General features: G+C 64.0%; 28 protein-coding genes. 12 read left to right on the forward strand and 16 right to left on the reverse strand.

Annotated features, from left to right (window positions below; all coding sequences use genetic code 11):
• The first annotated feature begins 36 nt into the window (after positions 1-36).
• The gene (locus tag D3227_RS00120; RefSeq protein WP_120011681.1) at positions 37-933 is read left to right on the forward strand and encodes an alpha/beta hydrolase; all 897 of its coding nucleotides are present in this window, start codon (positions 37-39) and stop codon (positions 931-933) included.
• 55 nt (positions 934-988) lie between these two features.
• Here the strand turns inward: D3227_RS00120 and D3227_RS00125 are convergent, their stop codons facing one another.
• The 5 genes from D3227_RS00125 to D3227_RS00145 form a co-directional block, all read right to left on the reverse strand.
• A complete protein-coding gene (locus D3227_RS00125) occupies positions 989-2644 on the reverse strand; it encodes an FAD-binding dehydrogenase (RefSeq protein WP_120011682.1) in 1656 nt (551 codons plus the stop codon).
• A gap of 30 nt (positions 2645-2674) precedes the next feature.
• Positions 2675-3661: a Gfo/Idh/MocA family protein gene (locus D3227_RS00130; RefSeq protein WP_120011683.1), complete on the reverse strand. Its 987-nt coding sequence runs from the start codon at positions 3659-3661 to the stop codon at positions 2675-2677.
• 81 nt (positions 3662-3742) lie between these two features.
• Complete coding sequence (locus D3227_RS00135; protein ID WP_120011684.1) at positions 3743-4318, reverse strand: YceI family protein; 576 nt, start codon at positions 4316-4318, stop codon at positions 3743-3745.
• Between the two features lie 67 nt (positions 4319-4385).
• Positions 4386-4964 (reverse strand): cytochrome b, encoded by a 579-nt coding sequence (locus D3227_RS00140; protein ID WP_120011685.1) that lies wholly within the window; start codon positions 4962-4964, stop codon positions 4386-4388.
• 36 nt (positions 4965-5000) lie between these two features.
• On the reverse strand, positions 5001-5891 hold the full coding sequence (locus D3227_RS00145) for a LysR family transcriptional regulator (RefSeq protein WP_120011686.1): 891 nt from the start codon (positions 5889-5891) through the stop codon (positions 5001-5003).
• Positions 5892-6072: 181 nt separating this feature from the next.
• Here D3227_RS00145 and D3227_RS00150 point away from each other — a divergent pair, with 181 nt between their 5' ends.
• Positions 6073-7068: an aldo/keto reductase gene (locus tag D3227_RS00150; protein ID WP_120011687.1), complete on the forward strand. Its 996-nt coding sequence runs from the start codon at positions 6073-6075 to the stop codon at positions 7066-7068.
• Positions 7069-7227: 159 nt separating this feature from the next.
• Here the strand turns inward: D3227_RS00150 and D3227_RS00155 are convergent, their stop codons facing one another.
• From D3227_RS00155 to infC, 8 genes are all read right to left on the reverse strand, one after another.
• Positions 7228-7830, reverse strand: a complete 603-nt coding sequence (locus tag D3227_RS00155) for a nucleotidyltransferase family protein (RefSeq protein WP_120011688.1) — start codon at positions 7828-7830, stop codon at positions 7228-7230.
• Positions 7831-7870: 40 nt separating this feature from the next.
• Positions 7871-10279, reverse strand: coding sequence for a phenylalanine--tRNA ligase subunit beta (pheT, locus tag D3227_RS00160; RefSeq protein ID WP_120011689.1), 2409 nt, complete (start codon positions 10277-10279; stop codon positions 7871-7873).
• Entirely contained in the window at positions 10276-10713 is a 438-nt protein-coding gene (locus D3227_RS00165) for a GFA family protein (RefSeq protein WP_120011690.1), read from the reverse strand. Before D3227_RS00165 ends, pheT begins: the two co-directional genes overlap by 4 nt.
• Positions 10710-11795, reverse strand: coding sequence for a phenylalanine--tRNA ligase subunit alpha (gene pheS, locus D3227_RS00170; RefSeq protein ID WP_120011691.1), 1086 nt, complete (start codon positions 11793-11795; stop codon positions 10710-10712). The genes D3227_RS00165 and pheS overlap by 4 nt, the downstream gene beginning before the upstream one ends.
• Before the next feature lie 95 nt (positions 11796-11890).
• On the reverse strand, positions 11891-12292 hold the full coding sequence (gene rplT / locus D3227_RS00175; protein WP_006201247.1) for a 50S ribosomal protein L20: 402 nt from the start codon (positions 12290-12292) through the stop codon (positions 11891-11893).
• 90 nt (positions 12293-12382) lie between these two features.
• Entirely contained in the window at positions 12383-12586 is a 204-nt protein-coding gene (rpmI, locus tag D3227_RS00180) for a 50S ribosomal protein L35 (RefSeq protein ID WP_006201248.1), read from the reverse strand.
• 193 nt (positions 12587-12779) lie between these two features.
• Positions 12780-13430 carry a methyltransferase family protein gene (locus D3227_RS00185; protein ID WP_120011692.1) on the reverse strand — a complete coding sequence of 217 codons (651 nt, stop codon included), beginning with the start codon at positions 13428-13430 and terminating at the stop codon, positions 12780-12782.
• 155 nt (positions 13431-13585) lie between these two features.
• Entirely contained in the window at positions 13586-14122 is a 537-nt protein-coding gene (infC, locus tag D3227_RS00190) for a translation initiation factor IF-3 (protein ID WP_081482097.1), read from the reverse strand.
• Positions 14123-14331: 209 nt separating this feature from the next.
• Here infC and D3227_RS00195 point away from each other — a divergent pair, with 209 nt between their 5' ends.
• The 4 genes from D3227_RS00195 (at position 14332) to D3227_RS00210 (ending at position 17710) form a co-directional block, all read left to right on the forward strand.
• Positions 14332-15102, forward strand: a complete 771-nt coding sequence (locus D3227_RS00195) for an alpha/beta hydrolase (RefSeq protein ID WP_120012147.1) — start codon at positions 14332-14334, stop codon at positions 15100-15102.
• A gap of 3 nt (positions 15103-15105) precedes the next feature.
• Positions 15106-16248 carry a benzoate/H(+) symporter BenE family transporter gene (locus D3227_RS00200; protein ID WP_120011693.1) on the forward strand — a complete coding sequence of 381 codons (1143 nt, stop codon included), beginning with the start codon at positions 15106-15108 and terminating at the stop codon, positions 16246-16248.
• Between the two features lie 116 nt (positions 16249-16364).
• A complete protein-coding gene (locus tag D3227_RS00205) occupies positions 16365-16832 on the forward strand; it encodes a DUF2852 domain-containing protein (RefSeq protein ID WP_120011694.1) in 468 nt (155 codons plus the stop codon).
• A gap of 119 nt (positions 16833-16951) precedes the next feature.
• Complete coding sequence (locus tag D3227_RS00210; protein ID WP_120011695.1) at positions 16952-17710, forward strand: M48 family metallopeptidase; 759 nt, start codon at positions 16952-16954, stop codon at positions 17708-17710.
• A gap of 109 nt (positions 17711-17819) precedes the next feature.
• Here D3227_RS00210 and D3227_RS00215 read toward each other — a convergent pair whose 3' ends face one another.
• Complete coding sequence (locus D3227_RS00215; RefSeq protein ID WP_120011696.1) at positions 17820-18038, reverse strand: hypothetical protein; 219 nt, start codon at positions 18036-18038, stop codon at positions 17820-17822.
• A gap of 111 nt (positions 18039-18149) precedes the next feature.
• Here D3227_RS00215 and D3227_RS00220 point away from each other — a divergent pair, with 111 nt between their 5' ends.
• The 6 genes from D3227_RS00220 (at position 18150) to D3227_RS00245 (ending at position 23790) form a co-directional block, all read left to right on the forward strand.
• Positions 18150-18809 (forward strand): phosphoribosylanthranilate isomerase, encoded by a 660-nt coding sequence (locus tag D3227_RS00220; RefSeq protein ID WP_120011697.1) that lies wholly within the window; start codon positions 18150-18152, stop codon positions 18807-18809.
• Between the two features lie 87 nt (positions 18810-18896).
• Positions 18897-20147, forward strand: a complete 1251-nt coding sequence (gene trpB / locus D3227_RS00225) for a tryptophan synthase subunit beta (RefSeq protein WP_120011698.1) — start codon at positions 18897-18899, stop codon at positions 20145-20147.
• 2 nt (positions 20148-20149) lie between these two features.
• Positions 20150-20989: a tryptophan synthase subunit alpha gene (trpA, locus tag D3227_RS00230; protein WP_120011699.1), complete on the forward strand. Its 840-nt coding sequence runs from the start codon at positions 20150-20152 to the stop codon at positions 20987-20989.
• Between the two features lie 36 nt (positions 20990-21025).
• Positions 21026-21952, forward strand: coding sequence for an acetyl-CoA carboxylase, carboxyltransferase subunit beta (gene accD, locus D3227_RS00235; protein WP_120011700.1), 927 nt, complete (start codon positions 21026-21028; stop codon positions 21950-21952).
• A gap of 62 nt (positions 21953-22014) precedes the next feature.
• Positions 22015-23340, forward strand: coding sequence for a bifunctional folylpolyglutamate synthase/dihydrofolate synthase (locus tag D3227_RS00240; RefSeq protein WP_120011701.1), 1326 nt, complete (start codon positions 22015-22017; stop codon positions 23338-23340).
• A 30-nt stretch (positions 23341-23370) separates the two neighbouring features.
• Entirely contained in the window at positions 23371-23790 is a 420-nt protein-coding gene (locus D3227_RS00245) for a VOC family protein (RefSeq protein WP_120011702.1), read from the forward strand.
• Between the two features lie 25 nt (positions 23791-23815).
• Here D3227_RS00245 and D3227_RS00250 read toward each other — a convergent pair whose 3' ends face one another.
• Both D3227_RS00250 and trxA read right to left on the reverse strand, forming a co-directional pair.
• Complete coding sequence (locus tag D3227_RS00250; protein WP_120011703.1) at positions 23816-24097, reverse strand: cupin domain-containing protein; 282 nt, start codon at positions 24095-24097, stop codon at positions 23816-23818.
• 132 nt (positions 24098-24229) lie between these two features.
• Positions 24230-24553 carry a thioredoxin gene (gene trxA / locus D3227_RS00255; RefSeq protein WP_120011704.1) on the reverse strand — a complete coding sequence of 108 codons (324 nt, stop codon included), beginning with the start codon at positions 24551-24553 and terminating at the stop codon, positions 24230-24232.
• Positions 24554-24562 lie beyond the last annotated feature (9 nt).

Raw genomic sequence — 24562 nt, forward strand, 5'->3', positions numbered from 1 at the left:
GAGCATCCATTTTTCGAACCCAGAGGAGATATTGCCATGAATTATCAGGACACGACCCGCAACGGTATCACCGCTTCGACGCTGAAAGTACCGGGCGCCAGCCTCTACTACGAGACGCGCGGTTCCGGCCCGGTGCTGCTGATCATCGCCGGCGGGCCGCAGGACGCCGGCGTCTTCGCCGATGTCGCGCGCCACCTCGCCGACCGCTACACGGTGGTCGCCTACGACCCGCGCGGCAATTCGCGCAGCACGTTCGACGGGCAGGCCGAGGCGCAGAGTCTCGATGTCCACGGTGACGATGCCGCACGGTTAATCGAGGCGCTCGGCGTCGGACCGGCCTATGTGTTCGGCACCAGCGGCGGCGCCCAGATCGGCCTCAATCTCGCCGCCCGCCATCCTCAGCGTGTGCGTGTACTGGTGGCACATGAGCCACCCAGCATGATGATGCTCGATGACCCGTCGCAGGCCGTGGCCGGCATGCGCGACCTCCACGACACCTATCGCAGCCACGGCGTCGAGGCGGCGATGCAGAAGTTCTTCAGCGACAATGGCCTGTCAGAGGGACCGGACCACGACGAGGCCGGGCAGGAAGACACCGAACAGCCGGCGGCGCCGCAGTTTGCCTCGACGCCGGAGGAGGTCGAAACCTTTGCCCGGGTGAGCGGCAATTTCGAATACTGGCTGGCGCACGGCATCATGCCGCTGTCGCTCTACCGACCCGACGTCGAGGCGCTGCGCGGCGCCCCTGTCGTGGTCGGTATCGGCGAAGACTCCGTCGGCCAACCGATCGATGACATGGGCAAGGCATTGGCCGACAAGCTCGGCACCAAGCGGGTCGCCTTTCCCGGCGACCATATGGGCTTTGCCCCTTACCCCGATAGGTTCGCGGAGACCTTGCACTCGGCGCTCAGCGGCGCGGGAGCCAAGGCATAGCCTCGCTCGTAATTCGAGAGAGACAACGGCGTCCGCGTGCGGGCGCCGTTTGCGTTCACCCAACCGCAGCCGCCGCCCGCCCGGCGCTCCGGCCCGAGAAGATACAACCGCCGAGGAAGGTGCCTTCCAGCGCCGCATAACCATGCACGCCGCCGCCGCCGAAGCCGGCGGCTTCACCGACCGCATAGAGCCCCGGGACCGGCTGGCCTTCGGCGTCGAGAACACGGCTGTCGAGGTCGGTCTGCAGGCCGCCCAGCGTCTTGCGGGTGAGGATGTTGAGGCGCACCGCAATCAGCGGCCCGTTCGCCGGATCGAGCATCTTGTGCGGCTTGGCGGTGCGGATCAGTCTGTCGCCGAGATAGGCGCGTGCACCGCGCAAGGCGGTGATCTGCATATCCTTCGAGAACGGATTGTCGAGCTGCAGGTCACGGGCGCGGATCTCGCGCTCGACCTGCCCGAGTTCGAGCAAAGGCTCTCCGCCGGCCAGCGCATTCATCCGCGCGACCAGCGCCGGCAGCTCGGCCTCGACGATGAAGTCCTCGCCCTTTTCCATGAACGCCTTGACCGGGCCCGGAATGCCCGATGTGGCGCGTTGCAGCACCTGGCGCCAGCTTTTGTTCGTCAGGTCCGGGTTCTGCTCGGAGCCCGACAGCGCGAACTCCTTCTGGATGATCTTCTTGGTCAGGATGAACCAGGAATAGTCGAAGCCGGTGCTCATGATATGGCTGAGCGTGCCCAGCGTGTCGAAGCCCGGATAGAGCGGCACCGGCAGCCGTTTGCCGCGCGCGTCGAGCCACAACGAGGACGGGCCGGGCAGGATGCGGATGGCATGGTCGGTCCAGATCGGCGCCCAGTTCTTGATGCCCTCGACATAGTGCCACATGCGGTCGCGGTTGATGATCGAACCGCCGGCCTGTTCGGTGATCGCCAGCATGCGGCCGTCGACATGGTCGGGCACGCCGGTGATCATGCGCTTCGGCGGCGCGCCCAGCCGCTGCGGCCAGTTCTTGCGCACAAGCTCGGGATTGGCACCGATGCCGCCGGAGGCGACGATCACCGCCTGCGCATGAAGCTCGAAATCGCCTGACGTCTGGCGCGAACTCTTGCGGCCGCGTTCGATAGTGCTTGGTTCCAGGATATCGCCGCGCACGCCGGTCACCGTCTTGCCCGTCCGCGTCAGCTCGTTGACCCGGTGGCGGAACCTGAAGCTTATCAATCCGCGCTTCTCAGCCTCGCGCACGCGCTGGACAAAAGGTTCGAGCACGCCGGGGCCGGTGCCCCAGGTGATGTGAAAGCGCGGCACCGAATTGCCGTGGCCGATCGCGTTGCCGCCGCCGCGCTCGGCCCAGCCGACGACCGGAAAAAACTTGATGCCACGCTCGACCAGCCAGGAGCGCTTTTCGCCAGCGGCAAAGCCGACATAGGCCTCGGCCCATTTGCGCGGCCAGAAATCCTCAGGCCGGTCGAAGGCGGCGGTGCCCATCCAATCCTCGAGCGCCAGATCATGCGAATCGCGGATGCGCATGCGCCGCTGTTCCGGCGAATCGACGAGGAAGAGCCCGCCAAACGACCAGAACGCCTGGCCGCCCAACGACTGCTCCGGCTCCTGATCGACGATGATGGTCTTCTTGCCGGTCTCCGCCAGTTCCGCCGCCGCGACGAGGCCGGCCAGCCCCGCCCCGACAATGATCACATCAGCGTCGTCAGCCAACTTTTTCTCCCCCCAGGCTTTGGAAAAGTATCAGACGTTCTCCCAGCCGTCCTTGCCGCCGGCGCGGAAGATGGCGTCGATGACCTTCTGGTTGAGCACCGATTCCTCCAGCGTGAAGACCCGCTCCTTGCCGCCCTGTGCCGCGCGCGCGAAAGTCTCGACCTCCAGCCGGTATTGCTGCGTGCCGGGGAAGCGGAACACCTGCGCCTCGGTGTGGTTCTGGTTGTGCAGCTCGATGCGGTGGTGGTCGTAGAGCCCGGCATTGAACGGTGAGAACACCTCGATGAAACCCTTCTCGCCGTGGAACACCATCACCTGCCGGGCCGCCATCTGCGTCGACAGATAGAAGGACAGTTCGAAGTCGCCGAAATCGGCGCGGATCGAGGAGTAGATGTCGGTGCCGAAATTCTTGTCGCGCTCGATCGTCGCCTGCACGCGCAGCGGCTCCTTGCCTGTCGAAAACCGCGTCGACACGGTCGGATAGACGCCGATATCGGGCAGCGCCCCGCCGCCGAGATCGAGTTGGTTGCGCATGTTCTTGGGGTCGACATTGTAATAGGAGAACGCGCCCTGCACATGCCGCAGCCGGCCGATGGCGCCGCTGGCGATAAGGTCGCGCACCTTGATCCATTGCGGGTGGTAGGTGACCATGAAGGCTTCGCAGACCAGGACCTTTTTGGCGTCGCGCAGCTCGATCAGCGGCGCGATGTCCTTGGCGTCGAGCGCCAGCGGCTTTTCGACCAGCACATGCTTGCCGGCCTCGATTGCCTTCGCCGTCCATTCGACATGCTGCGAGGTCGGCAGCGGGATATAGACGCCGTCGATGTCGTTGGAGGCCAGCAGCTCTTCATAAGAGCCGAAGGCATGCGGCGCGCCGAAACGGTCGGCCAGCGCGCGGGCTTTCGATAGGTCGCGGCTTGCGATCGCCGACAGCACGCCGTTCTCCGCCTCGACGATCGCTGGCAACAATTGCTCGCGGCCGATCTTGGCCGTCGACAAAACACCCCATCGGAACATCCGGCTTCTCCATCTCTAGATTGCAGGCGTCGAGGTTTGCCCGAAATCGATGGAAAAGCCAATGACCGGTCTGCCGCGGACTCAGCCGCGTTTGCCGGTCAGCGTCATGTCGAAGTTGACGACGTTGGAATAGATCGGCGTGCCGACATCCATGCCGTAGCGCGACCTCAGCACCTTGCCGGTGACATGGAACTTGATCGTGCCACCCTTGAGGCCGCCGAGTTCGGCAGTGAATTTTTCGGCAAACGTCTTGCCGCGCGCCGTCAGTTGGCCGGTGACCAGGGCCGTCGTGTCGCTGGTGCGCTTGACGCTGGTCGAGCGGAACTTGATTTCCGGGCTGTTGGCCGCGTCGAACACTGCGTCGGAGCGCAGGAAGGCATCGATGCGGCCCTGCCCGGTGCCGACGCTTTCCGGGTAGATGGTGAGATTGACCGCGGAGCGCCCGACATCGCTGTTGTCGATGCGGATCGTGCCCTTGAAACGGGCGAAGGCGCCGTCGAACCCGCCGCCGCCGGCCTTGCCGATGGTGAAGCGGATGCTGGAACCCGCCGGGCTGATCGTATAGCTGCCGGCGGCATCGCTCAGCGCCACCGCGGCGAAAACAGGCATGGCAAGGCAAGCGGCAAAAGCCGCCAATCCGAGGATGCGCGCATACATGGGTTTTTTCCTTCTGGAGACACGCACTGTCTGCGTCCTCGTCCCATGAACGTATCAGCCGCTCGTCCTATTCCACATCCTGTGCTGACGAAGGCGTGATCATGCGAACGAGCACGCTGTCGCGCAGCCAGTAATGATGACGCAGCGCAGCCAGCGCATGCAGGACGACAAGCGCGATGCCGGCATAGGCAAGATACCAGTGCGCTTCCGTCCAGAAGCTCTCCGCTGCGTCCGACATGGCAAGCGGCAAATTCGGAATGACGAACAGGCTGAACGGCATGCTGGGGATTTCCAGCATCGACACCGACACCAGCGCCCAGCCGGAAAACGGCAAGGCAAGCTGGAACGCGTAGAGTGCAAAATGCGCGACCGGCGCCGTTCGCCGCTCCAAGGCTCCGACCGAGCTTGGCAACGCCGGCGTCGCATTGCCAAGGCGCCAGGCGATGCGCAGGATCACCAGGCCGAGCAGCAGGAAGCCGAAGGATTTGTGCAGCTGGATCAGCTCGAAGGCCGCGCGCTGGCTCTCGATCCGCACCATGATGAAGCCAAGCACGAACTGGCCGATGAAGATCAGCGCGATCAGCCAATGGAGGATGATCGACGCCCAGCCATAGCGGGTCGGGCTGTTGGTGATCATTGTCGTCATGGTCACTCAACGATGGCCGGGCCATCTTTCGTCCGGTCAGCCACTCACCTTGAAGAAGTCGACGAAGGCGCGCAATGCCGGCCGCATCTGCCGCCGGCTTGGATAATAGACGAAGAAACCGTCGAAGGTCGGGCACCAGTCCTCCAGCACGCGGATCAGCCTGCCATCGGCAAGCGGCTTGCGGATATAGTCCTCGAACACGAAGGCAAGTCCGGCGCCGTCGACCGCCGCCCTGGCGACGAGGTGATCCTCGTCGAGGATCAGCGGGCCTTGCGCGGCAAACTCGATCTCTTCGCCGCCCTTCTCGAATTCCCAGCGATAGAGGATGCCGCTGGAGAAGCGGAAGCGGATGCAACGATGGTCGGCCAGCTCGCGCGGATGGCGCGGCTTGGGGCTCGTCGCGAAATAGGATGGCGCGCCGACCACCGCGCCGCGAATATCGGGCCCGATGCGCACCGCGATCATGTCGCGCTGCAGGCTCTCGCCGAGGCGCACGCCGGCGTCGAAGCCGCCTTCGACGACGTCGGTGAAGCGGTCCTCGATGACGATCTCCAGCACGATGTCGGGATAGGCGGCCGCAAAAGCGCCGAGCCGCGGCGTCAGCGCCAGATGCGCGGCGGTGCGTGGCACGGTCAGCCTGAGATTGCCGGCCGGCCGCTCGCGCGACTCTACGGCCGATTCCAGCGCAAGGTCGATCTCCGACAGCGCCGGCCGCAGGCGCTCCAGCAGCTGAGCACCCTCTTCGGTGGGCGCGACGCTGCGCGTGCTGCGCGCCAGCAGCCGCACGCCGAGCCGCGCCTCCAGGCTGGACACCGCGTGGCTGACCGCCGATGGCGCAATGGCCAGCTCCCTGGCCGCGCCGCGAAAACTGCCGCATTGGGCGACGGTTGCCAGCACCGCCAGTTGGGAAAGATGCGCTCGGTTCATTGATCTATCTTTTAGAACAGCCCGTGCAAATGAGAGCCGATTATCGAACAGGAAGCAAGCCGCTATCTCCTAATGCATGTCGCCCAAAAGTGCGTAGCGGTTTTGGGGCAATGACATGCACAAACAAAGACCTAAAGCGCGTTGTCGACGCGCTCTAGGCATCACAACAAGGAGATGCGCGATGCAAACCCGCAAACTAGGCACTGAATTGAACGTCTACCCGGTCGGCCTTGGCTGCATGGGCATGAGTTTTGTTTACGGCGGCCAGGAAGAGAAGGACGCGATCGCAACGCTGCACCGCGCCGTCGAACTCGGCGTCAACTTCTTCGACACGGCCGAAGTCTACGGTCCCTACGAGAACGAGATCCTGCTCGGCAAGGCGCTAAAACCTTTCCGCGACAAGCTGACGATCGCCACCAAATTCGGCTTCAAGATCCTGGACGAAGGCACCGGCACCGAGCGCATGGCCGGCCTCGACAGCCGTCCCGAACACGTCAAGGCGGTGGCCGAAGCGTCGCTCAAGCGGCTGGGCACCGACGTCATCGACCTCTACTACCAGCATCGCGTCGACCCGACCGTGCCGATCGAGGACACGGTCGGCGCCATGGCCGAGCTGGTGCGAGAGGGCAAGGTGCGGGTGCTGGGTCTCTCGGAAGCGAGTGCGGCGACCATCCGCCGGGCGCATGCCGTGCATCCGATATCGGCTGTGCAGAGCGAATATTCGCTGTGGAGCCGCGATCCCGAGGACGAGGTGTTCGCCGTCTGTCGCGAGCTCGGCATCGGTTTTGTTCCGTACAGCCCACTCGGCCGTGGCCTTTTGACCGGCACCATCGCCAAGCCGGAGGTTCTCGGCGCCGACGACTGGCGCCGCAGCCTGCCACGTTTCCAGGCAGATGCGATGGCGGCTAACGCAGCCGTTATCGCCGTGCTGGAAAAGATGGCGGTGGAGAAAGGCGTGACCTCGGCGCAGCTGGCGCTGGCCTGGGTGCTGCACCAGGGCGATTTCATCGTGCCGATCCCCGGCGCCCGAAAAATCCGCCATCTGGAGCAGAACACGGCGGCGGCGGGGATTGATCTTAGCGCTGCCGAGGTGGCGGCCATTGGCGATGCGCTGTCGCCGGACAAGGTGGTCGGCGAGCGCTACACCGAGGAGTTGCTGGCGCTGGTGAATGGCTAGGCCTTCACCCTGCCCCTTGTGGGGAGGGTCGGCTCGCTGTCGCAGCGAAGCGGAGCAAGACGGGGTGGGGTAGCGCCCCTACGAGAACCCCCACCCCGCTTCGCAAAACCCGCCTTGCGGCATTGCTTCGCGACTCTCCCCACAAGGGGCAGGGTGAGGTCACCACGGCACGACCGAAATCTCCGGCCAGTTCTCCTTGGCTCGCACCCCCTTGGCCTCATGCGTTCGCTGATTATCCATTGCCCGGTTCGGCGTGATGCGAAACGAAAAAATGTCGTCGAGCCCGAACGGCGCCACCAATTCGAGCTGCCCATCCCCGTCGAAGCGGACGCCCGCCGCATGGGTCTTCGAAGCGAAATAACGAACTGACTCACTGGAACTCGTGTACCGCGGACACGGTTGCCCGAATTTCTGCGGGTACCACAGATGCACCCGCGCCTGGTTGCGCACTTCGATCGGCAGTCTCAGCCCCCCGAAATGCTGCGCCGCCCGGCGGATGACGGCGTCCTCGGCCTCGTAGGACAGGTTGCTGTCGTCGAAATAGAACAGGTCGACATCCTTGATGCCATAGCCCAGCGGCTTGCCGGTCAGGTGGTTCCAGATGCTGTTGTAGAGCGCGCCGGACACCACCAGCCAGTCCGGCAGATCAAGCTGGCGCACCCGCGCCAGTGTCTCGGCAAGCAGCGGATCAGCCACGACGATCTTAATGAACGCCGCGCGCTGCTCTTCGAAAGCGAGGCCGGAATAGCGCAGATGATCCATCGCCCTTTGGACGGCGATTCGCCATGCCTCCGCAATCCCTCTACGCCCTCAGCACACCGCCCGTCTGCTTGCCGACATTCTCGACGATGCGCTTGGCCAGCGCCTCGAAATCTTCGTCGGTCAAGGTCTTTTCGACCGGCTGGATCGCCACCTCGATGGCGATCGACTTCTTGGCCGCTCCCAGCGACGCGCCTTCGAAGACATCGAACACCGAGACGCCGGTGATCAGCTTCTTGTCAGCGGCCAAAGCTGCGCGCACCAGCGTGCCGGCTTCGACTCCCCTGTCGACGACGAAGGCGAAATCGCGCTTCACCGCCTGGAAGGCGGACAGCTCCAGCTTCGGCTTAGTCCGCGTCGGCTTGGCCTTCGGCTCCGGCACGGCGTCGACGAAGACCTCGAAGCCGCACAGCGGTCCGGAAACATCCAGCGCCTCCAGCGTCTTCGGGTGGAATTCGCCGAACGTACCCAAAACGACTTTTGGTCCGAGCTTGATCGTGCCGGAGCGGCCGGGATGATACCAGTCGGGTCCACCGGGTTCGATCTGCAGCCGGTCGACCGGCGCGCCGCAGGCTTCGAGTGCTGCGACCGCATCGGCCTTGGCGTCGAACACGCCGACTGGGCCTGAATTGCCGGCCCAGTTGCGGCCGGAGCCGTCGAGCTTGGCTGTGCCGCGGCGCACGCCGGCGGCCACGCGCCGCTGCTGGTCGGCGCCGTCACCCTCATAGGTGCCCGAGACCTCGAATAGCGCCACGTCGCCGATGCCCTTGTCGGCATTACGCTGCGCAGCGGCGATCAGGCCGGGCAGCAGCGATGGCCGCATGTCCGACATGTCGGCTGCGATCGGGTTGGCGAGCTTCAGCGCCGTCTGGCCGCCGCCGAACAGTTCGGCGTGTTTGGCCGGAATGAACGACCAGGTGACGGCCTCCATCATGCCGCGCACGGCAAGCGCACGCTTGGCCGTGCGGGTGCGGATCTGCAGCGTGGTCAGGATTTTGGAATTGACCGCGTCGTGCGACCCGAGCGGCTGTGGCACGATGTTGTCGACGCCGTGGATGCGCATGACTTCCTCGACCAGATCAGCCTTGCCGTCGACATCCGGCCGCCAGGAGGGGACCTTTACGTCGACGATGTCGCCCGTGCCCTGCGGCTCGAAGCCGAGGCGCGACAGGATGTCGAGGGTTTCCGCCCTGGGTACCTCGATGCCAGTCAGCCGCTTCACTTCCGACAGCGGGAAGGCAACGATCTTCGGCGTATGGCCGGCATAGCCGGTCACTTCCATCTCCGTCGGCGTGCCGCCGCAGAAATCGAGCACAAGCTTGGTCGCCAGCTCGACGCCCGGTACCATGAATTCCGGGTCGACGCCGCGCTCGAAGCGGTAGCGCGCATCGCTGATGATGCCGAGTATACGGCCGGTGCGCGCGGTGGTGATCGGATCCCAAAGCGCCGATTCGATCAGCACGTCGGTGGTGCTCTCATCGCAGCCCGAATGCTCGCCGCCCATGATGCCGGCGATCGATTCCACGCCATCCTCGTCGGCGATGACGCACATTTCCGGCGTCAATGCGTATTCGCGATCGTCGAGCGCCTGCACCTTCTCGCCGTCGCGTGCGCGCCGCACGGTCAGATTGCCGGCGACCTTCTTGGCGTCGAACACATGCAGCGGCCGGCCGCGGTCGAAGGTGACGTAGTTGGTGATGTCGACCAGGGCGCTGATCGGCCTGAGACCAATGGCGATCAGCCTTTGCTGCAACCATTTCGGCGACGGGCCGTTCTTCACGCCCTTGACCAGCCGCAGCGCGAAGCCGGGGCAGAGCTCCGGCGCTTCGATCGTGACCTTGACCGGGCACATGCCGCTGCCGGCATGCGGCATGATCGCACCGCCGACGAGGCGGCCAAGGCCGCTCGCGGCCAGATCGCGCGCGATGCCGTACACGCTAGTCGCGTCCGGCCGGTTCGGCGTCAAATTGATCTCGATCACCGGATCGTCGAGATGCGCATAGGCGGCGAAACTGGTGCCGACAGGCGCATCGGCGGGCAGATCGATGATGCCGTGATGCTCGTCCGACAGGTCCAACTCGCGCTCCGAGCACATCATGCCGTGGCTCTCCACGCCGCGGATCTTGCCGACCGTCAGCGTCACGTCGATGCCGGGAACATAGGTGCCGGGCGCGGCAAAGGCACCGATCAGGCCGGCGCGGGCGTTCGGCGCTCCGCAGACGACCTGGATGGGAGCCTTGCCGTCACCGGTATCGACGGTCAACACGCGCAGCCGGTCGGCGTCGGGATGCTGCACCGCCGTCAGCACCTTGGCGATGACGAAGGGTTTCAGGCCGGCCTTGTCGTCGACATGCTCGACTTCGAGGCCGATCGAGGTCAGCCGCTCGACGATTTCCGTCAGTGATGCGTCGGTCTCGAGGTGATCCTTGAGCCAGGAGAGGGTCAATTTCATGACTGTGTTCCGTCCGGGTTAGACGACGATGGTCTTGGCACGCTGGTCTTGAGATGACGCGGCAAGTCGTCCGGCATGTGCAGGAAGGGCAACTGCTCACGCACATGGGCATGATGCGTCGGCCGGAAATAGGCCGGCATGTCCATGGCGCCGAGCGTGAAATAGATGTGGTCTTCGAGCCGCTCGTCGACATAGGCGATCGGCGAGCCGCAGATGCCGCAGAACGAGCGCGTCACCGGCCCGTTCTCGTACATCTTCAGCGCCTTGCCGGTGAAGGCGACCTGGTCGGTCAGGAAGCCGACAAAGGCCGACACCGGCGCGCCGCTCGCCCGCCGGCAATCGCCGCAATGGCAATAGCTGACATGGTGCGGTTCGGCCGAAGCCTCGAACCGCACGGCGCCGCAACGGCAGCCACCAGTGTGCGGCGCTGTCATGCGCTTAAGCCGCCGAACAAGGTCGGCATGTCGAGCGGCCTGAAGCCGTAATGCGACAGCCAGCGTACGTCTGCGTCGAAGAAGGCGCGCAGGTCCGGCATGCCGTATTTCAGCATGGCGATGCGGTCGATTCCCATGCCCCAGGCGAAGCCCTGGTATTCGTCCGGGTCGAGCCCGCCATGGCGCAGCACATTGGGATGCACCATGCCGCAGCCGAGGATCTCCATCCAGTCGGAGCCTTCGCCGAAGCGCACTTCGCCAGGCCGCGAGCGGTCGCACTGGATGTCGACCTCGAGGCTCGGCTCGGTGAACGGGAAGAAGGACGGGCGAAAGCGCATCTTGACGCTCGGCACCTCGAAGAAGGCCTTGCAGAACTCCTCCAGCACCCACTTCATGTTGGCGACGTTGGCCGACTTGTCGATCACCAGCCCCTCGACCTGATGGAACATCGGCGAGTGGGTGGCGTCGGAATCCTGCCGGTAGGTCTTGCCGGGGATGACGATGCGGATCGGCGGCTTCTGCCGCTCCATGGTGCGGATCTGCACCGGCGAAGTATGGGTGCGCAACAGCTTGCGTTCGCCCTTCTCGTCCGGCTGGAAGAAGAAGGTGTCGTGCATCTCGCGCGCCGGATGCCCCTCGGGGAAATTCAGCGCGGTGAAATTGTAGTAGTCGCTCTCGATATCCGGGCCTTCGGCGATGGCGAAGCCGAGATCGCCGAAGATCGCGGCGATCTCGTCGATGACCTGGCTGATCGGGTGGATGCGGCCGCGCTCGGCCGGCGACTGGCGCACCGGCAGCGTCACGTCGACTGTCTCGGCGGCAAGCCTGGCAGCGATCGCCACATCCTTCAGCTCGGCCTTGCGCTGGGTGAGCGCCTCGGTGACGCGGTTCTTCAGGCCGTTGATCGCCGGGCCCTTGACCTGACGCTCCTCGGCGCTCATCGCGCCAAGCGTCTTCAGCATTTCGGAGACCGAGCCCTTCTTGCCGAGTGCCGAAACGCGCACGGCTTCGATCGACGCCTCGTCGGCGGCCGAGGCAATGTCGGCCATCAGGGAATTTTCGAGAGTTTCCATGTCGCTCATGTTCCAGACCCGATTGAGCCAAAGAAAAACCCGCGCCAGCCGTGCCAGCGCGGGTTCCCCAAATCAGAATTGCGAATGCTTGGGAAGCGCTGGTCTTAAGCGACAGCGCTTTCAAAAGCGTTCGGCGTGGTGTTCTTCAGGTATTCGAGCGCGACCTTGGCCTTGGCCACGAGAGCGGCGAACGCCTGCGGCTCGTGGATGGCCATGTCCGACAGGATCTTGCGGTCGATCTCGATGCCGGCCTTGTTGAGGCCGTCGATGAAGCGGCCATAGGTCAGGCCGTGTTCGTGCGTCGCGGCGTTGATGCGCTGGATCCACAGCGCGCGGAACGAGCGCTTGCGGTTCTTGCGGTCGCGATAAGCGTACTGCAGCGACTTTTCCACCGCCTGCTTGGCGATGCGGATGGTGTTCTTGCGACGGCCGTAGAAGCCCTTGGCGGCTTTCAGGACCTTCTTGTGCTTGGCGTGCGAGGTGACGCCTCTTTTTACGCGTGCCATGTCATGATCTCCTTAAAGCAATTCCAGGAAAAGTGCCTAGCGGTTTTCCGTTCGGAATTGCGTAAAACAAATGCGTCCGGACCGAATGCCTTAGAGGCCGTTCGGCAGAAAATTCTTGATGACCTTCTTGCCATCCGGTTCAGCCAGAACCATCGTGCCGCGGGCATTTCGAATGAACTTGTTGGAACGCTTGATCATGCCGTGACGCTTGCCGGCCGCAGCCGACAGGACTTTACCCGTACCTGTGATCTTGAACCGCTTCTTGGCGGCCGATTTGGTCTTCATCTTGGGCATTTTGCTACTCCGTTTCTACGAGGTCCCTGTCGTGCCTTCGGCACTCCGCGCCTCTTGTTTTGTTCGCTTCGGGCCGACCAAAGCCCGAAAAGCAAATGAAACCGCCACGGCATGCCCTGCCGGGCGGTTTTCTTGGAACGGCGGTCCTATACGTCAAAGCAGGCCGGTGCGCAACACCCGCCGGGATGCGACGTTATGGCAGCCGGAACAGCACCGGCAATATGCCCGACTGCTGCGCACCGTCGATGGTCTCGAAGACCGGCAGCGCCACCAGGAACACCAGGCCGTCCAGCAGCGTGGTCAGAAGCAGACGCGGCTTGAAGCTGCCGGTATCGCCTTCCTCATAAAGCGAAAGCTTCGGGAAGAAGCGCGGCACCTTCACCAAATAGGCCTGGTATGGCACGCCGAGAGCCTCCTTGAGGAATTTCTCCTCGCGCAGGATGACAATATAGAAGGCGCCCGCGCAGAGCAGCCCAAAGCCGATCGTTGCCGTGATCGAGCCGATCTGCGCGCCGACGCCGGCGGCGGCTATGCTCGAGAAGACATAGAGCGGGTTTCGGGTGATCGAGTAAGGTCCGCCGGTCACCACCTCGGAGGATTTGCGCCCGCCAATATAGAGCGTCGACCACAGACGTCCGACGACGCCGAGGAAGATCAAAAGCACGCCGAACATCTCGATCGTTTCGTGCACCGGGGTGTCTGGCGGAAAGGTCGACTGCCCGAACAGCAGCGCCGCGAACAGGACGACAACGAGCACCGCAAGCACCATCCGGCGCGTGTGCTGGTAGTTGCCCAGCCCATATTTGACGTCCTTGACGTCGGCAGGCTTCACTTCATTGACCATGTCGGGATCCGATCGTCGAGGAATCCAGAGCAAAATTGCTCCGGCGGCGATCGCAGCGTCTGGACAAGAAACAGGCGTCCCGCCGATCGCCGGGACGCCCTGGGCCATGATTCAGGCGGATTTAGAGCGCGATGAGCACGCTGAACTGATCGTGATCAGCGGGGCGCCAGAACCATCATCATCTGGCGGCCTTCGAGCTTCGGTTCCGCTTCGACCTTGGCAATCGGCGCCACTTCCTCGCGCACCTTGTTCAGAAGCTGCATGCCGAGTTCCATATGCGCCATCTCGCGGCCGCGGAAGCGCAGCGTCAGCTTGACCTTGTCGCCTTCCTCGAAGAAGCGTCGCACGGCCTTCATCTTGGTCTCGTAGTCGTGGCTGTCGATGTTCGGGCGCATCTTGATCTCCTTGATCTCGATGACCTTCTGGTTCTTGCGCGCCTCGGCCGCCTTCTTCTGGTTGGCGTATTTCAACTTGCCGAGATCGAGGATTTTTACGACGGGCGGTACCGCATTGGGCGATATCTCGACCAGATCGAGCCCGGCCTCTTCGGCGAGCAGCAATGCGTCGTTGATGGAAACGTCGCCGCGGTTCTGGCCTTCTGCGTCGATAAGCTGGACCCGGGGAACCCGGATGTCGCGGTTGGAGCGCGGCCCATCCTTGGTGGGCGCCGCTGCTTTGAAAGGTCTGCGAATGGTCGTGGTCTCCTTGAGCCGTTTCGTTCAGGGTTGTTGCAGTTCGGATGTTCAGGACGCGCCAATGTGGTGAGCGCGCGGCGCAAGTCAATAGCACAGCCTTCTCAGGAAATCACCTGATCGCGAGCCTGCACCAAGCAAAGAAAGTTGCAGACCGCTTTTCGTTGAACGCCCGGCTGTGCCAAAAGACCCGGCGTGAGGGAAAAGCCATGACCGCCACTGCGCCTGAGTTTCTGGAAGTCGAGGGAACCGACATCGCCGTCAGGCGCGCGCCGGGGGCAGCGCCCGGCATCGTCTGGCTCGGTGGCTATAAATCCGACATGCTGGGCACGAAGGCGCAGACGCTGGCTGAATGGACGGCAAAGGAAGGCCGCGCCTTCCTGCGCCACGATTACTCCGGCCACGGCGAATCGGGAGGCGCCTTTGCCGACGGCACCATCTCGAAATGGCTTGGGCAAAGCCTCGCCGTCTTCCGTCGCTTCACCAAGGGCAAGCAGATCCTGGTCGGCTCGTCCATGGGCGCCTGGATCACCCTGCGCATGAGCCAGGAATTGCGCAAGGCGGGCGACGACCGCATCGCCGGCCTGGTGCTGCTGGCCCCGGCGCCGGATTTCACCGCCGAGCTGGTCGAGCCGGTGCTGACCGAGGCGCAGAAGCGAGATCTCCAGGAAAAGGGGTTTTTCGAAGAGCCGTCCGACTATTCGGCCGAGCCCTATATCTACACGCGCGCGCTGATCGAGGATGGCAGGAAGAACCTTGTCATGACCGGGCCGATCGACACCCATTGTCCGGTCCACATCCTGCAGGGCCTGGCCGACGCCGACGTGCCGTCGAGCCATGCGCTGAAGCTCGCTGCCCTGATGCCGGCCGATGACGTCACGCTGTCGCTCATCCCTGACGGCGACCACCGCCTGTCCCGTCCCCAGGATCTCGACATGCTACTGCGGGCAGTGGGTGAGATGGTGCGGCGAGCAGGGTAGGTCATGCGCATTTCCATCCCGATATCCGCCTTCGTCGCGGCAATCGTCGGCTTTGGCGGCACGCTGGCCGTAGTCATCGCCGCCGCCAAGGCGGTCGGCGCCACCCAGGTCGAGACCGCGAGTTGGGTGACGGCGCTGTGTCTGGCGATGGCGATCGAATGCCTGTGGCTGTCCTGGCGCACGAAAATGCCCGTCATCACCGCCTGGTCGACGCCGGGCCTGGCGTTGATCGCGGCATCTAGCGGCTTTACGATAAATGATGCGGTGGGCGCCTTCATCGTCACCGCCATCCTGTTGATCGCCACGGGCATGTTCAAGCCGCTGACCCAGCTGATCGCCAGGATCCCGGCCTCGGTCGCTTCCGGCATGCTGGCCGGCATCCTCGTCAGCTTCGCCACCGGCGCGGTCAAGACCATACCCGCCGACCCCTGGCTGATCTTGCCGCTGATCGCGGCCTTTTTTGTCATCCGCCTGTTCAATCCGGCGCTGTCGGTTCTGGCGGTGCTGATCGGCGGCGGCCTCGCCGCCTTCCTCACCGGCCGCGTCGGCGGCCTGCCGACGCCGGAACTATCGACGCTCACACTGATTGCGCCACATTTCAGCGCCGCGTCGATCATCGGCCTGGCCTTGCCGCTCTACCTCGTCACCATGGCCTCGCAGAACCTGTCCGGCCTCGCTGTGTTGAGGGCCGCCGGCTACCATCCCGAGCCCGGCCCTCTGATTGGCGTTACCGGCCTGTTTTCGCTGCTGTCGGCGCCATTCGGCGCCTCGACCACCAATCTGGCGGCGATGTCGGCGGCGATCTGCACCGGCCCGGACGTGCATCCTGATCCCGCCGAGCGCTGGAAAACCGGTCCCTTCTATGCGCTCGCCTATCTTGTCTTCGCCATCTTCGGCGCCTCGCTGGTGGCGATCTTCGCCGTGCTGCCGCAGAGCCTGATCGTGCTGGTTGCAGGCCTGGCGCTGATGGCGCCTTTGGCCAACGCGCTGTCGATCGCGCTCAAGGAAGAGGGCGAGCGCATGGCCGCCACCGTCACCTTCGCCGTCACCGCCTCGGGGCTGACGCTGTCCGGCGTCGGCGCAGCATTCTGGGGCCTGGTTGCCGGCATGGCCGTGCTTTTCCTCGAAGTGCTCAAAAAGAAATAATCATTTCAGCCCCTTGTCCGGTTTTGGCCGGATCTGTCTTGAATCGCCGTTTTCCCCATCCCATTTCGATTCCACGCAGCCGATCTGGCTGTCTCCAACGGAAGGACTGGGAGAAAATGAACACGACTGCATTGATCCGTCCGGCCTGGACGCCGGCGACCATCGCGTTGATGGTGATCGGCTTCATGGTGTTCTGGCCGCTCGGCTTCGCCATGCTCGCCTACATCATCTGGGGCGACCGGCTCGACGGCTTCAAGCGTGACGTCAACCGCGCCACCGACGGCATCTTCGCCGGCTGCCGCCGCGGCTCCGACAAGGCCGCGCGCTGGGGCCACGGCTCCGCCCGCACCGGCAACGTCGCTTTCGACGACTGGCGCGAAAAGGAGCTTGAGCGCCTCGCCGAAGAGCGCCGCAAGCTCGACGAGATGCTGACCGAGTTCGACGACTACGCTCGCGAACTGCGCCGCGCCAAGGACCAGGACGAGTTCGACCGCTTCATGGCGAACCGCAACAAGTCGACTGCTCCGACGACGACCAAGCCGACCACACCCAAGCGCAAAGGTTCGAACCTGCTTGACGACTGAGCCCCTGCGACAGGTCTCGGCATGACTAACGGCGTCGCGCAAGCGGCGCCGTTTCTTTTTTGTTCTCTTTTCGGCTTCGCTCCACTGGTCGTTTTCCTCGAATCGCGTATCGTCCAGCCATGTCCTTCGGCTTCTTCCGCAACCTGACCAAGCCCAAGCCGTCGCCCGTCGTCGAGCGCGAGCATTGCGTCGCCGGCCGCACCCTGCCGCTCAAGATCGTCGAGAGCGCCAGGGCCCGCCGGCTGACGCTGCGCATCGATTCCGGCGGCCAGGGCCTGCGCATCACCGTGCCGCCGGGCCTGCGCCGCGGCGAGGTCGAAAAATTCCTCGACCGTCACCAGGACTGGCTGGAGCAGCGGCTGGCCAAGGTGCCGACACGGCCGCAGGTGCGGCCCGGCATCAAGATCCCGGTGCGCGGCGTGGCCCACCGCATCGTCCATGAATCGGCCAAGCGCGGCACCGTCACCGTCTCGCGCGACGAGCGTGGTCCGCTGCTGATCGTGCATGGCGAGCGCGTGCATCTGCCGCGCCGCATCGCCGATTTCCTCAAGCGCGAGGCCAAGCGCGAGATCGAGCGCCTGGTGGCCAAGCACAGCGCGGCGATCGGCAAGCGCGCCAAGGCGATCCGCTTCAAGGACACGTCGAGCCGCTGGGGCTCCTGCACCTCCGACGGCAATCTGTCCTTCTCCTGGCGTATCATGATGGCGCCCGCACCGGTCATAAACTACCTCGTCGCGCATGAGGTGGCGCATCTCAAGGAGATGAACCACGGCCCGAAGTTCTGGAAATTGTGCGAACAGCTCTGCCCCGACACCGATCGCTGCAAGGACTGGCTGAAACGCAATGGCGGTGCGCTACAGGCGATCGTGTTCGATTGAGCCGTTAGCGCAGGCGCTTGAGATTCGCGAAGCCATCCCAACTTCGTCATCCTAGGGTCTGCGTTCCGCTTCGCGTCACTTCGCCTTAGGATGACGAAATCACAAGAGCTCAATCATCATTCGCCGCATTGAGTTCCTCCGGCCTCAAGCCCTCATCGCCCTGGCGCGGCCACGGCAGAAAATTTCGCTCGAAGGCGTCGCCGCCGAAATAGTCGAGCGCGCGGTGCGCCTCGGCGCCGTTGAAGGCGGCCTTGTCCATCAGATGCGCGATGACCTCGCGCGCCTGCGCGATCTTTTGCCTGAGTTGGGCAACGCTCTGGTCTGTCATGGTCGTTTGCTCCCGCCTATATCCCTAAGAAGAAGGTAGTGCGTTCGGCCCCGCCGGCAAACAGGACGCTTTTTCTCGACTCGTGCCACTTTTCGTGCCAATCCCCGCGCTATGGCGCTCGACATCAAGATATGCGGGTTGAAGACCGATGAAGCACTGACCGCGGCGCTCGCCGGCGGCGCCAGCCATGTCGGCTTCATCTTCTTCGCCAAGAGCCCGCGCTATGTCGACCCGGCGGAAGCAGGCCGCCTGCGCCAGGCGGCCATCGGCAAGGCCAGGGCGGTCGCCGTGACGGTCGACGCCAGTGACGCATTCCTGGATGAAATCGTCGGCAAGATGCACCCCGACATGCTGCAGCTTCACGGCTCGGAAACGCCGGAGCGGGTGGCTGAGGTGAAAGCCCGTTACGGCCTGCCGGTCATGAAGGCGCTGTCGGTCAGCGCGCCCGCCGATCTCGAGCGGATAAAGCCCATCGTCGGCATCGCCGACCGCTTCCTGTTCGATGCCAAGCCGCCGAAAGGTTCGGAATTGCCGGGTGGCAACGGCGTCGCCTTCGACTGGCGCATTCTGGCCGGCCTTGACGCCGGCGTCGATTACATGCTTTCCGGTGGGCTCAACGCCGCCAATATCGGCGATGCCCTTCAGCTTGCCAATCCGCCCGGAATAGACATTTCGTCGGGCGTGGAAAGCGCACCGGGCGTCAAGGATCCGGCGCTGATCGAGCAGTTTTTCCGGGCCGTCAGGGCCGCGCGCGACGACCGCGCCGCCTGAGTGCTCTAAACCAAAGCATGTCCTGGAAAAGTGGGAACCGGTTTTCCGACAAGGACATGTTCAGACATCGAGACTAGGAGATCGGCGATGGACAAGCCGGCGACACCCAATTCCTTCCGCACCGGACCCGACGAGCAGGGCATGTTCGGCATCTTTGGCGGCCGCTTCGTCGCCGAGACGCTGATGCCGCTGATCCTCGACCTGGAACGGCATTGGAACGAGGTCAAGAACGATCCGGATTTCAAGGCCGAGCTGCAGAACCTGTCGACCCATTATGCCGGGCGGCCGTCGAAACTCTATTTCGCCGAAGGCCTGACCAGGCATCTTCGTGAGGTTTCCTCGGCGAAGGGCCTGGGGGGCGGCGCCAAGGTCTACTTCAAGCGCGAGGATCTGAACCACACCGGTTCGCACAAGATCAACAACTGCCTCGGCCAGATCCTTTTGGCCAAGCGCATGGGCAAAAAGCGCATCATCGCCGAGACCGGCGCTGGCCAGCATGGCGTCGCCTCGGCAACGGTGGCGGCGCGTTTCGGCTTTCCCTGCGTCGTCTATATGGGCGCCACCGACGTGGCCCGCCAGAGCCCGAATGTCTTCCGCATGAAGCTGCTCGGTGCCGAAGTCAGGCCAGTGACCGCTGGCCACGGCACGCTGAAGGACGCCATGAACGAAGCCCTTCGCGATTGGGTCACCAATGTCGAGGACACCTACTACCTGATCGGCACCGCCGCAGGCCCGCACCCCTATCCGGAACTGGTGCGTGACTTCCAGTCGGTCATCGGGTCCGAGGCGCGCGCCCAGATCCTCGAGCAGGAAGGCCGGCTGCCCGACACCATCATCGCCTGCGTCGGCGGCGGTTCGAACGCCATCGGCATGTTCCATCCCTTCCTCGACGACAGGCAGGTCCGCATCATTGGCATCGAGGCCGGTGGTCGTGGCCTCGACGGCATCGAGCATTGCGCCTCGATGAATGCCGGCGCGCCCGGCGTGCTGCACGGCAACCGCACCTACCTGCTGCAGAATGCCGACGGCCAGATCATGGACGGTCATTCGATCTCGGCCGGCCTCGACTATCCCGGCGTCGGGCCGGAGCATTCCTGGCTGCGCGACAGCGGCCGCGTCGAATATGTGCCGATCCTCGATGATGAGGCACTGGAAGCGTTCCAGCTGACGACGCGCGTCGAAGGCATCATCCCGGCGCTGGAATCGGCCCATGCCATCGCGCATGCGGTCAAGATCGTGCCGGCCATGGACAAGGACCAGATCGTGATCGTCAACCTGTCCGGCCGCGGCGACAAGGACGTGCACACGGTGGCCTCGATGCTGGGCATGGAGATCTGATCATGACCACCCGCATCGACCGCCGCATGGCAAAACTGAAAGCCGAAGGCCGCCCGGCTTTAGTCACCTATTTCATGAGCGGCGACCCGGACTACGACACCGCTTTGTCGATCATGAAGGCGCTGCCGAAGGCAGGCGCCGACATCATCGAAATGGGCATGCCGTTTTCCGATCCGATGGCCGATGGCCCGGCGATCCAGGCGGCGGGCCTGCGTGCGCTGAAGGGCGGCCAGACGCTGGTCAAGACGCTTAAGATGGCGGCGGACTTCCGCACCGGCGACAACGAGACGCCGATCGTGCTGATGGGCTACTACAACCCGATCTACATTTACGGCGTCGACCGCTTCCTCAAGGACGCCATCGCCAGCGGCATCGACGGGCTGATCGTCGTCGACCTGCCGCCGGAAATGGACGAGGAACTTTGCATCCCGGCGCTCAAGGCCGGCATCAATTTTATCCGCCTGGCGACGCCGACCACCGACGACAAGCGCCTGCCCAAGGTGCTGCAGAACACCTCCGGCTTCGTCTACTACGTCTCGATGACCGGCATCACCGGCTCTGCCCTGGCTGATACTGGCAAGGTCGCGGCGGCGGTCAAGCGCATCAAGGGCCACACCGACTTGCCGGTCTGCGTCGGCTTCGGCGTCAAGACCGCCGAGCAGGCGCGCACCATCGGCGCCAATGCCGATGGTGTCGTTGTCGGCACCGCGATCGTCAATGCGGTGGCCAATGTACTCGGCCCCAAGGGCGAAAAGACCGCGGACCCTGCCGAAGCAGTCGCCACGCTGGTCAGTGGCCTGTCGCAAGGCGTGCGTTCGGCCCGCCTTGCTGCCGCCGAATAATCTTCCTACCTCTTCGTCAGGACAGGAGCCGAAGCGATGAACTGGATCACCAATTACGTCCGCCCGAAGATCAATTCGATGCTCGGCCGCCGTACCGACATGCCCGAAAACCTCTGGATCAAGGATCCCGAGACCGGCGAGATGGTGTTCCACAAGGACCTGGAGCAGAACCAGTTCGTCATCCCGTCCTCCGGCCATCACATGAAGATCTCGGCCAAGGAGCGGCTGAAATTCTTCCTCGACGACGGCAAATACGAGACGCTCGAAAACCCCAAGGTGGTGCAGGATCCGCTGAAATTCCGCGACGAGAAGCGCTACACCGACCGGCTGAAGGACGCTAAGGCCAAGACCGGCCTGGAGGATGCCATCGTCAATGCGCTGGGCAGCATCGACGGCCTGCCGGTGGTGGTCACGGTGCAGGACTTCGCCTTCATGGGCGGCTCGCTCGGCATGGCCGCGGGCGACGCCATCGTGCACGCCTTCGAGGTCGCCCTGCAGCGTAGGCGGCCGCTGATCCTGTTCGCTGCCTCCGGCGGCGCCCGCATGCAGGAAGGCATTCTCTCGCTGATGCAATTGCCGCGCACCACGGTCGGCGTCGACCGGCTGAAGGAGGCCGGCCTGCCCTACATCGTCGTGCTGACCAACCCGACCACCGGCGGCGTTACCGCCTCCTACGCCATGCTGGGCGATGTCCACATCGCCGAGCCCGGCGCACTGATCGGCTTTGCCGGCCCGCGTGTCATCGAGCAGACCATCCGCGAAAAACTGCCCGACGGCTTCCAGCGCGCCGAATATTTGATGGAGCACGGCATGGTCGACATGGTGGTGTCGAGGCTCGAATTGCGCCAGACGATTTCGCGGCTGTTGAAGATGCTGCTCAAGATGCCGGAAGAGCAGAAGCCGCTGGAGCCGGAAATCCTGCCGCCGGCGCTTACACAGCCGGAAGCACGGCCGCAGGCCTGACGCGACATTCTTAGCCGCGAACCGCGATTGCGCGAGACTCCGCGCACGCTTAGGATTCTTTTATGACCACGCTTGCCGCCGACCGCGAAATCGAAGCTCTGATGGCGCTTCACCCGAAGGGCTTCGACCTTTCGCTCGACCGGATTTCGCGGCTGCTCGAGCGGCTGGGCAATCCGCAGGACCGGCTACCGCCGGTCATCCACATCGCCGGCACCAACGGCAAGGGCTCGTGCGCGGCCTTCTCGCGGGCGCTGCTCGAAGCCGCTGGCCATCTCGTCCACGTGCATACCTCGCCGCATCTGGTGAACTGGCATGAGCGCTACCGTCTTGCGGCCGATGGCGGGGGCAGGCTGGTCGACGACGAGGTTTTCGCCGAGGCCATCGCCCGCGTCGCCAAGGCCAATGCAGGCCAGAAGATAACCGTCTTCGAGATCCTCACCGCCGTCACCTTCATCCTGTTTTCCGAACATCCGGCCGCCGCCGCCATCATCGAGGTTGGCCTCGGTGGCCGCTTCGACGCCACCAATGTCGTGGCTAGGCCCGCAGTGTCGGTCATCATGCCGGTCTCGCTCGACCACGAGGCCTATCTCGGCGACCGTGTCGAGCTGATCGCCGCCGAAAAGGCCGGCATCATCAAGCCAGGCTGTCCGGTGATCATCGGCGCGCAGGAAACCGAAACGGCGCTCCAGGTGCTGATCGAAACCGCCGAGCGGCTCGACTGTCCGACCTTCGTCTACGGCCAGGATTTCCTCGCCTACGAGGAGAACGGACGCATGGTCTACCAGGACGAGGACGGCTTGATGGACCTGCCACCGCCGCGCCTGCCGGGGCGTCATCAGTTCGCCAATGCCGCTGCCGCGATCGCCGCGGTCAAGGCGGCGGGCTTCGAGATCAGCCACCGCGCCGCCGAGAAGGCGATGACCAGTGTCGCCTGGCCGGGTCGCATGCAAAAGCTGGCGCAGGGCCGGCTGGCGGAGCTGGCGCCGAAGGGCGCCGACATCTGGCTCGACGGCGGCCACAATCCAGGCGCCGGCATCGTCGTCGCCGAGGCACTGGCCGAGCAGGAGGACAAGAACCCGCGTCCGTTGTTTCTGATCTCCGGCATGATCAACACCAAGGATCAGAGCGGTTATTTCCGCGCCTTCAAGGGCCTGGCCCGGCATGTCTATACGGTCCCGGTGAGCATGAGCGATGCCGGCGTGCCGAATGACGAACTGGCCATCCGTGCCGTCGAGGCAGGCCTGTCGGCCGAGCCGGTGAGCTCGGTCGCCAGCGCCCTGATGCTGCTGCGCGACACATGGGACGGCCCGCCGCCGCGCATCCTGATCGGCGGTTCATTGTACCTGGCCGGCGCCGTATTGGCCGAGAACGGCACGCCGCCAGCCTGAGCGCGCGACGATCACCGCAAGGAGCCAGTGATGATCAAGGTAAAGCAACTCGCTCACGTCTGCATTTTCGCGCATGACCTGGAAGCGACGCGAAGCTTCTACCGGGACGCGCTTGGCATGGACACCCAGTTCAATTTCCTGCGCGACGGCACGGTTTTCGGCTTCTACCTCAATTGCGGCGGCCGCAGCCATGTCGAGGTGTTCCAGAAAGACGAGGCCCGCTACGGCGACCTGAACCAGATCAACCATTTCTGCCTCGAAGTGGAAAACATCGACGCGGCGATCGCCCACATAAGGGCAAATGGCATCGACGTCACGGCAAAGAAACACGCCTGCGACGACACCTGGCAGGCCTGGATCCGCGACCCCAACGGCGTGAAGATCGAGCTGTTCGAATACACCGAAAAAAGTGCGCAATTCGCCGGCGGCGATCGCATCGCCGACTGGTGATCGCTGGGCGCTGGCCCTTGGCGGGTTATTTCAGCTCGATCTCGATGAAGGCGTATTCGCCCTCATTGGCGTTGATGACATCGTGCTCGACGCCTTGCTTCCGGAAATAGGGCGCCCCCTTCTTCATCTCGGCGAAGGAGTCGCCGTCCTTGGTCAACAGCTTCACCTTGCCGTCCATCAGCGGCACGACGACATAGTCGTGGCCATGCCGGTGCCAGCCGGTGTTGTCGCCCGGTTGGAAGCGGTATTCGGTGACGATGACGCGCTCATTGTCGATGAAGACGGTGGCCTTGGCGGATCCGGTCATGGGGTTCTCCTGTCTCTTTCAAGCAGAAGGCATGGGAGACCGGTGCGCGAGGGCCAGCGTGGCCGAGCGATGACGCCAAAGAAAAAGCCCGGCACGATGACCGGGCTTGTCCTTCAAACAGTTTGATTGGGCTCAGCCGAGGTTGCCGTTGATCCAGTGCGACAGCGCGGTCTTCGGCGCAGCACCCACTTTGATATCGGCCCGTTCGCCACCCTTGAAGATCATCAGCGTCGGGATCGAGCGCACGCCGAACTGCGCCGCCAATTCCGGGTTCTCGTCGATGTTCAGCTTGGCGATCTTGACCTTGCTGCCGAGTTCGGTGGCGATCTCTTCGAGCGCCGGCGCGATCATCTTGCACGGGCCGCACCATTCGGCCCAGAAATCAACCACGACCGGCTCCTTGGCGTTGAGCACATCGGCCTCGAAATTGCTCTTGTCGACCTTCACGGTGGCCATGCGGAAATC

The organism is Mesorhizobium waimense (assembly GCF_003601975.1).
Classification (GTDB): domain Bacteria; phylum Pseudomonadota; class Alphaproteobacteria; order Rhizobiales; family Rhizobiaceae; genus Mesorhizobium; species Mesorhizobium waimense.

Bases quoted from the DNA above. Each gene is read 5' to 3' on its own strand.
- D3227_RS00120 (WP_120011681.1), top strand. From the start codon at position 37: ATGAATTATCAGGACACGACCCGCAACGGTATCACCGCTTCGACGCTG.
- D3227_RS00130 (WP_120011683.1), bottom strand. From the start codon at position 3,661: ATGTTCCGATGGGGTGTTTTGTCGACGGCCAAGATCGGCCGCGAGCAA.
- D3227_RS00135 (WP_120011684.1), bottom strand. From the start codon at position 4,318: ATGTATGCGCGCATCCTCGGATTGGCGGCTTTTGCCGCTTGCCTTGCC.
- D3227_RS00140 (WP_120011685.1), bottom strand. From the start codon at position 4,964: ATGACGACAATGATCACCAACAGCCCGACCCGCTATGGCTGGGCGTCG.
- D3227_RS00145 (WP_120011686.1), bottom strand. From the start codon at position 5,891: ATGAACCGAGCGCATCTTTCCCAACTGGCGGTGCTGGCAACCGTCGCC.
- D3227_RS00150 (WP_120011687.1), top strand. From the start codon at position 6,073: ATGCAAACCCGCAAACTAGGCACTGAATTGAACGTCTACCCGGTCGGC.
- D3227_RS00155 (WP_120011688.1), bottom strand. From the start codon at position 7,830: ATGGATCATCTGCGCTATTCCGGCCTCGCTTTCGAAGAGCAGCGCGCG.
- pheT (WP_120011689.1), bottom strand. From the start codon at position 10,279: ATGAAATTGACCCTCTCCTGGCTCAAGGATCACCTCGAGACCGACGCA.
- D3227_RS00165 (WP_120011690.1), bottom strand. From the start codon at position 10,713: ATGACAGCGCCGCACACTGGTGGCTGCCGTTGCGGCGCCGTGCGGTTC.
- pheS (WP_120011691.1), bottom strand. From the start codon at position 11,795: ATGAGCGACATGGAAACTCTCGAAAATTCCCTGATGGCCGACATTGCC.
- rplT (WP_006201247.1), bottom strand. From the start codon at position 12,292: ATGGCACGCGTAAAAAGAGGCGTCACCTCGCACGCCAAGCACAAGAAG.
- rpmI (WP_006201248.1), bottom strand. From the start codon at position 12,586: ATGCCCAAGATGAAGACCAAATCGGCCGCCAAGAAGCGGTTCAAGATC.
- D3227_RS00185 (WP_120011692.1), bottom strand. From the start codon at position 13,430: ATGGTCAATGAAGTGAAGCCTGCCGACGTCAAGGACGTCAAATATGGG.
- D3227_RS00195 (WP_120012147.1), top strand. From the start codon at position 14,332: ATGACCGCCACTGCGCCTGAGTTTCTGGAAGTCGAGGGAACCGACATC.
- D3227_RS00200 (WP_120011693.1), top strand. From the start codon at position 15,106: ATGCGCATTTCCATCCCGATATCCGCCTTCGTCGCGGCAATCGTCGGC.
- D3227_RS00205 (WP_120011694.1), top strand. From the start codon at position 16,365: ATGAACACGACTGCATTGATCCGTCCGGCCTGGACGCCGGCGACCATC.
- D3227_RS00210 (WP_120011695.1), top strand. From the start codon at position 16,952: ATGTCCTTCGGCTTCTTCCGCAACCTGACCAAGCCCAAGCCGTCGCCC.
- D3227_RS00215 (WP_120011696.1), bottom strand. From the start codon at position 18,038: ATGACAGACCAGAGCGTTGCCCAACTCAGGCAAAAGATCGCGCAGGCG.
- D3227_RS00220 (WP_120011697.1), top strand. From the start codon at position 18,150: ATGGCGCTCGACATCAAGATATGCGGGTTGAAGACCGATGAAGCACTG.
- trpB (WP_120011698.1), top strand. From the start codon at position 18,897: ATGGACAAGCCGGCGACACCCAATTCCTTCCGCACCGGACCCGACGAG.
- trpA (WP_120011699.1), top strand. From the start codon at position 20,150: ATGACCACCCGCATCGACCGCCGCATGGCAAAACTGAAAGCCGAAGGC.
- accD (WP_120011700.1), top strand. From the start codon at position 21,026: ATGAACTGGATCACCAATTACGTCCGCCCGAAGATCAATTCGATGCTC.
- D3227_RS00240 (WP_120011701.1), top strand. From the start codon at position 22,015: ATGACCACGCTTGCCGCCGACCGCGAAATCGAAGCTCTGATGGCGCTT.
- D3227_RS00245 (WP_120011702.1), top strand. From the start codon at position 23,371: ATGATCAAGGTAAAGCAACTCGCTCACGTCTGCATTTTCGCGCATGAC.
- D3227_RS00250 (WP_120011703.1), bottom strand. From the start codon at position 24,097: ATGACCGGATCCGCCAAGGCCACCGTCTTCATCGACAATGAGCGCGTC.
- trxA (WP_120011704.1), bottom strand. From the start codon at position 24,553: ATGGCCACCGTGAAGGTCGACAAGAGCAATTTCGAGGCCGATGTGCTC.